Origin of the sequence: Schnuerera sp., from assembly GCF_035459645.1 — a bacterium.
GTDB lineage: Bacteria > Bacillota > Clostridia > Tissierellales > Tepidimicrobiaceae > Schnuerera.
The window spans coordinates 1-5,757 of sequence record NZ_DATHXO010000366.1; the positions used below are offsets into that span (position 1 = coordinate 1).

Here is a 5,757-nt window from a genome sequence, read left to right on the forward strand (position 1 = left end):
TTTGGTCTCATGGGCAAAAGATAGTAGGGGCTGCCTTTTCATTGATTGAGAGAAAGGCCGTCCATGGGATTATATATATATCAGCTTTTGGCTGTGGATTAGATTCTGTATTGATAGATTTAGTTGAAAGAAAGGCTAAGGAAAGCAAGATACCTTTTACTTTATTAACAATAGATGAACAAACAGGTGAAGCTGGGATAAACACAAGGATTGAAGCATTTATAGATATGTTAGAGTGGAGGGATAAGGATGAAGATAACTTTTCCACATATGGGTAACGTATATATTGCGGGGAAGGCTTTTTTTGAAGAGTTAGGGCAAGATGTAGTTCCACCACCAAGATGTAGTAGGAGAACTTTAGAAATTGGAACTAAGTATTCTCAAGAAACCATATGCTTGCCTTTGAAAATTATGATTGGAAATTTTGTCGAGAGTATAGAAAAAGGGGCAGATACTATACTTCTCACTGGTAGTTGTGGGCCTTGTAGATTTGGATATTATTCTATATTGGAGGAAAATATATTAAAAGATTTAGGATATGATGTAAATTTTATAGTATTTGATCCTATTGGAGAAGGTTTAAAACCATTAAAAGAAAATATCTATAAAACTTTTAAAGCAACAAACATTAAAGATGCAATAGCAGCAGGTAAACTCGGCTGGGAACTTATAAAGAAGGCAGATTATATAATTCATCTATCTAATGAAAAAAGGGCATATGCAATAGATAGCTATAAAGTAGACTTAATAATAGATGATTACTATAGAAAAGTAGAAGAAAGATATGGAGAAAAAGCTATGATGGAATTAATGGATGAAACAATAGAAGCTCTAAACAAAATACAAATAAAAAAGGGTTATAATCCAATTAGAATCGGTATAATAGGGGAAATATATACAGTTATAGAGCCTTTTGTAAATCTAGAAATAGAAAGGAAGCTAGGACATATGGGAGTAGTTGTAGAAAAATCTTTAACACCAACTATATGGGTAGATCATCATATTAAAAATTTTCCCTTTGGTTCTAAGACAGAAAGGGAAAAGCATAAATTAGCTAAACCATATTTAAAAACTTTGGTAGGTGGTCATGGAAGAGAAACGGTAGGCTCTGCAATATATTATAGAAATATAGGATTTGACGGGGTAATCCAGCTATTACCTTTAAATTGCATGCCAGAAATAGTAGCTAAAAGCATATTAAGTACAGTAAGCAAGGACTTGAATTTTCCCATTATGACTTTAATATTAGATGAAATGACGGGAGAAGCTGGTTACTTAACTAGACTTGAAGCTTTTGTAGATTTACTCAAAAGAAGGAAGGTGGAGGTAAAATATGGGTAAATATTATATGGGTATAGATGTAGGAAGTGTTAGTACCAATATAGTATTAATGGATGAAAATATTGATATACATTATAAAAGGTATTTAAGAACTCAAGGAAAACCTATTGAAATTTTAAAGGAAGGCATTGGTGAAATCGAAAAGGATTTTGGGAAGGTAGATATTTTAGGAGTAGGAGTAACTGGCAGTGGAAGATATTTAGCTAATATAATTGTAGGTGCAGATATAGTGAAGAATGAAATTACAGCCCATGCAGTAGCAGGATTAAATTTTATTCCAGATGTAAGGACTATAATAGAAATAGGAGGGCAGGATTCCAAAATAATTCTTATTAGAGATAAAATCGTTGTAGATTTTGCTATGAATACAGTATGTGCTGCAGGGACAGGATCTTTTTTAGACAGGCAAGCTATTAGATTGGGAGTTGATATTTGTGATTTTGGGAATCTTGCTTTGCAATCAAAAAATTCAGTAAGGATTGCTGGAAGATGTGCCGTATTTGCAGAGTCAGATATGATTCATAAACAACAACTTGGACATAATCAATCGGATATTGCAAGAGGATTATGTGATGCTTTAGTTAGAAACTATTTGAATAATGTAGGGAAAGGTAAAGAAATATTATCTCCTATTCTGTTTCAAGGTGGCGTAGCAGCAAATGCTGGAATTAAAGAAGCTTTTAAAGATGCCTTAGGGCAGGAAATACATATTCCGGAGAATTATGATGTAATGGGGGCTATTGGAGCAGCTATACTTGCAAAAGATGAAGCTAAAGAGAAAGGAAAAACCAATTTTAAAGGAACATCTTTACATAAGATGAACTTCCAAGTAAAAGGATTTGAATGTGATGGTTGCTCCAATGCATGTGAGGTAGTAGAAATTAAAGAAGACGGTAGGGTATTAGCTAGATATGGAGATAAATGTGGTAAATGGTCAAATGCTATAAATAATAAAAGTTCTAAATTAGCATAGCCTTAAGTTTATATACTTAGGGCTTTTTTTATGCTATAATGTCCATATAACATTATATGAGGAGAGACATTATGTACAAAGAAAGTATTATTAATGGGTTTAAAAAAGGGATTATGACTATATGGAAATTGACTAAAATTGTTGTACCTGTTTATTTTTTTGTTACATTTTTAGGATATACTCCTATACTTAATACAATTTCTGAATTATTTGAACCAATAATGAAAACTATTGGTCTTCCTGGGGAAGCTTCCCTTCCTTTGGTTTTAGGAAACTTTATAAACCTCTTTGCTGGTTTAGGGGCTATGGCTAGCCTTACATTAACTTCTAAACAAGCAACGATTTTAGCTACTATGTTAACTTTATCTCATGGTTTGTTTTTAGAAACAGCTGTGGCTAGAAAGGTGGGGGTTAGTGCTATTGTAACAGTACTTATAAGAATATCTTTGGCATTAATATCTGGAATTATTTTAAATCTAATTTTATAGGAGGTAAACAATGAACTTTGCGGCTTATTTAAAAGAAAGTTCTATAGGAAGTATTAACTCTATTGTAAATATGGCCATAATAATCATTCCTTTAATGATTATTATGGAAATACTTAAGAATTCAAATATATTAGAATCTATATCAAAGAAATTAAACCCTATTTCAAAATTTTTTAGAATTTCCAATGAGGCAGTTTTTCCTATGGTAATAGGTTTGATTTTTGGTTTAGTCTATGGAGCTGGAGTTATAATAGAAAGTACTGAAGGAAAGGATTTAAGTAAAAGAGATTTATATGTATTGATGATTTTTTTGGCGGCATGCCATGCAATATTTGAGGATACTTTAATATTTGCTTCAGTAGGAGCAAATTTATGGATTCTTTTTATAACTAGATTGACTATTGCTATTATTACTGCATATTTTGTTTCAAAAATTATTGATAAGAGCTCAGACAATAAATTACTTTTGAGAAATAAATAGAACAGGCGTTTTGAAACGCCTGTTTTTATTTATTTCATACTAATTGTCTTATTTGTAAATATCTTCATTTTCTTCTTCAGATTCTAAAGATAGACGAGGACGAGGTCTAGGACATGGTGGATCATTATTATCACTGTCATTGTCATCATCTATTTGTCTAGGGAAAAGACTTGGGAATGTAGTACAAACAGGTGATATTTCTGGTGATAATTCTGGGAATCCTGTAGATAGAACACACAGCTGAACTGGAACAATTATTTTCTTTTCACATGCTATACATATGGCTATTATTAGGTCAATTCTTACTTCTCCTGTTTCTGGATTAATATCTATATCTCTAGTAACGCTATTAGTAGCTAATCTGGTTTCACAAAGTATATTACAAAACTCAGCAAATCTTGGGAAAAATGCTCCTCCAAATACAGAAGGAATACATAATTCAAAGAAATTTGTTAATTCTACAGGAGTAATAGGAATATTTGCAGTTAAAGTAACTGTCCTTCTTCTGTTACTAGATGTTTGAACTACTGCATCTATTTCTACTATAACATTACCTCTTACTTTGACTCTTTGAGTACCAAAGACTGGAGTACCTTCTCCTTCTTCATCACATTCACTAGTATCAGCAAATATAATTTTTTCAGACATAAAGCCATCAGGACCTATTACTTTTACTGGATGCCCTTTGTCATCTTTTACAAATTGACCACCAGAAAGAACTGTGTCAGGATCAACGATTAAATTACGTGGGTCATTAATATTTTTTGGGTTAAAGAATCTTCTACATCTAATATCTAAAATTCGAATTATTCTTGCATTCCTTCCTAGATTTGGAGTAAATCTAATATTATTTACTGTGCTTAAGCCTTGTAAATTTACCAACGTAGCATCATATACCTTTTGTGTGAATATAGGTTCCACCATGACGTTTCTTAAAGTACCATCCCATTCACATCCTGTATTCCCATCACAACATCTATCAGTTATACCTAAGCTAATTGATTCAGGTTTAAAATTCGAACTCATATTTTTTCCCCCTTTCAATAGTTATGAGTCCCTTGTCTCACTCATATTATATTCTCTTGCTATTATTGTTGTTACAATTTATAACAGTAATATTTTTTTGATCTCAGTAATATTATTTTAGAAGAGTCATATTTTAGGTGGTGAGTACATGGCGTATATTAAGCAAAAATTATTATTAATATCAGATTCTTATAATAATATTCATCTTTTTAGACTGCTTAAGGGCAATATAGTGAGATATCATTTTGATTATGCGACGAAAGATTATAAGGAATTAATTATAGGAAAAGAAGTCTCATTAGAGTATGACGGCTCTATAGATAATAAAGATACTATCTATATTATTCATCAAGATAGAACTTTTGAGCTAATATTAACCCTTATCAAAAAGAATGGGGAGATAGAGAGAATTAAATTAACAGAAGAACCAATATTTGAAATATATTTTTTAAATTTAATTATGGATTTAGATAAACCACATATTTTTTATTTTATACTCCTATCTGAGCCAGAGGAAAAATATAGAATTTATCATCATTATTTTACTGGAGAGGAATGGAAAACAAATATAGTAGATGAAGTAAAGGCTAGAGAATTATTGAATCCATTAAAAGTTTTTAAAACTAGTGAAGAAATAATTTTAGCTTATTATAACAAATTTAAAGATGAGCAGATTTATATAAAAAAATTTAATTTAGATGAAAAAGAATGGAAAGAAAAAATCAGATTAACAAACCATGAGAAAAATAAGTTGTTTTTAGATTTCATGGTTAAAGATAGTAAATTACATTTAACTTATTGTCAGTTTGAAGAAGGTAATCTAGTGATAAAATATGAAAGGTTTAATTATGATGACAATTTGGTAGAAAGGGAAATTGAACAAACTATATCAAATCCAGAGAACCCACAAGATCCTACACTAATATATTATGAAGATAAATTATGGTTGGTATGGATTGAATATGATAATGTATTAAGTAGATATAGTGAAGATTTGGGAAATAGTTGGAGTCCTATTTATTTATGGAAAGAATCAAAGGGAAACAATATTGTAAGGTATAAGTATTTTAATCAGGGTGATGAAGGTTTTATTATAAACAATTCATTTGGGAATTTTAATCCTAATATTAGCTTTGTGGGATTTGGTTCTACAGAAAAAACTGTAGAAATACCATTAAAAAAAAAGATATTTCAAACTTTCAGCAAGAAGATACCAAAATTTTAGAAAATAAAAATAATATAAAAATAGAGTTAGAAAAAATGTATACTTTGATCGATGAGTTGGAAAAAAGGATAACTACTATAGAAAATCATAATTTTAGAAAAGATTTGGACCTACTAAAGGAGAAAGTTGCTGATATCGAAAATTTTTTAAACAATAGAACACGAGGTTTTTATGGAAGATATAAATCTAGATAGATGCTACTTCGGTAACATCTATCTAGATT

8 protein-coding genes are annotated in these 5,757 nt (G+C 30.4%); 7 read left to right on the plus strand and 1 reads right to left on the minus strand.

Going from position 1 to position 5,757, the window contains the following annotated elements; all coding sequences use genetic code 11:
- The 5 genes from VK998_RS08540 to VK998_RS08560 all read left to right on the plus strand — a co-directional run.
- A partial coding sequence (locus VK998_RS08540; protein WP_325227628.1) for a 2-hydroxyacyl-CoA dehydratase occupies positions 1-278 on the plus strand: 278 nt, incomplete at its 5' end.
- On the plus strand, positions 250-1,341 hold the full coding sequence (locus VK998_RS08545; protein ID WP_325227631.1) for an acyl-CoA dehydratase activase-related protein: 1,092 nt from the start codon (positions 250-252) through the stop codon (positions 1,339-1,341). The genes VK998_RS08540 and VK998_RS08545, both read left to right, overlap by 29 nt.
- A complete protein-coding gene (locus tag VK998_RS08550) occupies positions 1,334-2,314 on the plus strand; it encodes an acyl-CoA dehydratase activase (RefSeq protein ID WP_325227633.1) in 981 nt (326 codons plus the stop codon). Before VK998_RS08545 ends, VK998_RS08550 begins: the two co-directional genes overlap by 8 nt.
- A gap of 71 nt (positions 2,315-2,385) precedes the next feature.
- Positions 2,386-2,802 (plus strand): nucleoside recognition domain-containing protein, encoded by a 417-nt coding sequence (locus VK998_RS08555; RefSeq protein WP_325227635.1) that lies wholly within the window; start codon positions 2,386-2,388, stop codon positions 2,800-2,802.
- Positions 2,803-2,812: 10 nt separating this feature from the next.
- The gene (locus tag VK998_RS08560; protein ID WP_325227637.1) at positions 2,813-3,283 is read left to right on the plus strand and encodes a nucleoside recognition domain-containing protein; all 471 of its coding nucleotides are present in this window, start codon (positions 2,813-2,815) and stop codon (positions 3,281-3,283) included.
- 48 nt (positions 3,284-3,331) lie between these two features.
- Here the strand turns inward: VK998_RS08560 and VK998_RS08565 are convergent, their stop codons facing one another.
- Positions 3,332-4,309 (minus strand): hypothetical protein, encoded by a 978-nt coding sequence (locus tag VK998_RS08565; RefSeq protein WP_325227638.1) that lies wholly within the window; start codon positions 4,307-4,309, stop codon positions 3,332-3,334.
- A 148-nt stretch (positions 4,310-4,457) separates the two neighbouring features.
- Here VK998_RS08565 and VK998_RS08570 point away from each other — a divergent pair, with 148 nt between their 5' ends.
- The gene (locus tag VK998_RS08570) at positions 4,458-5,534 is read left to right on the plus strand and encodes a hypothetical protein (protein WP_325227641.1); all 1,077 of its coding nucleotides are present in this window, start codon (positions 4,458-4,460) and stop codon (positions 5,532-5,534) included.
- Between the two features lie 35 nt (positions 5,535-5,569).
- On the plus strand, positions 5,570-5,728 hold the full coding sequence (locus tag VK998_RS08575; RefSeq protein WP_325227643.1) for a hypothetical protein: 159 nt from the start codon (positions 5,570-5,572) through the stop codon (positions 5,726-5,728).
- Positions 5,729-5,757: the final 29 nt, after the last annotated feature.

What these genes read in the sequence shown, in the direction of transcription:
- VK998_RS08545 (WP_325227631.1), top strand. Translation starts at nt 250, where the DNA reads ATGAAGATAACTTTTCCACATATGGGTAACGTATATATTGCGGGGAAG.
- VK998_RS08550 (WP_325227633.1), top strand. Translation starts at nt 1,334, where the DNA reads ATGGGTAAATATTATATGGGTATAGATGTAGGAAGTGTTAGTACCAAT.
- VK998_RS08555 (WP_325227635.1), top strand. Translation starts at nt 2,386, where the DNA reads ATGTACAAAGAAAGTATTATTAATGGGTTTAAAAAAGGGATTATGACT.
- VK998_RS08560 (WP_325227637.1), top strand. Translation starts at nt 2,813, where the DNA reads ATGAACTTTGCGGCTTATTTAAAAGAAAGTTCTATAGGAAGTATTAAC.
- VK998_RS08565 (WP_325227638.1), bottom strand. Translation starts at nt 4,309, where the DNA reads ATGAGTTCGAATTTTAAACCTGAATCAATTAGCTTAGGTATAACTGAT.
- VK998_RS08570 (WP_325227641.1), top strand. Translation starts at nt 4,458, where the DNA reads ATGGCGTATATTAAGCAAAAATTATTATTAATATCAGATTCTTATAAT.
- VK998_RS08575 (WP_325227643.1), top strand. Translation starts at nt 5,570, where the DNA reads ATGTATACTTTGATCGATGAGTTGGAAAAAAGGATAACTACTATAGAA.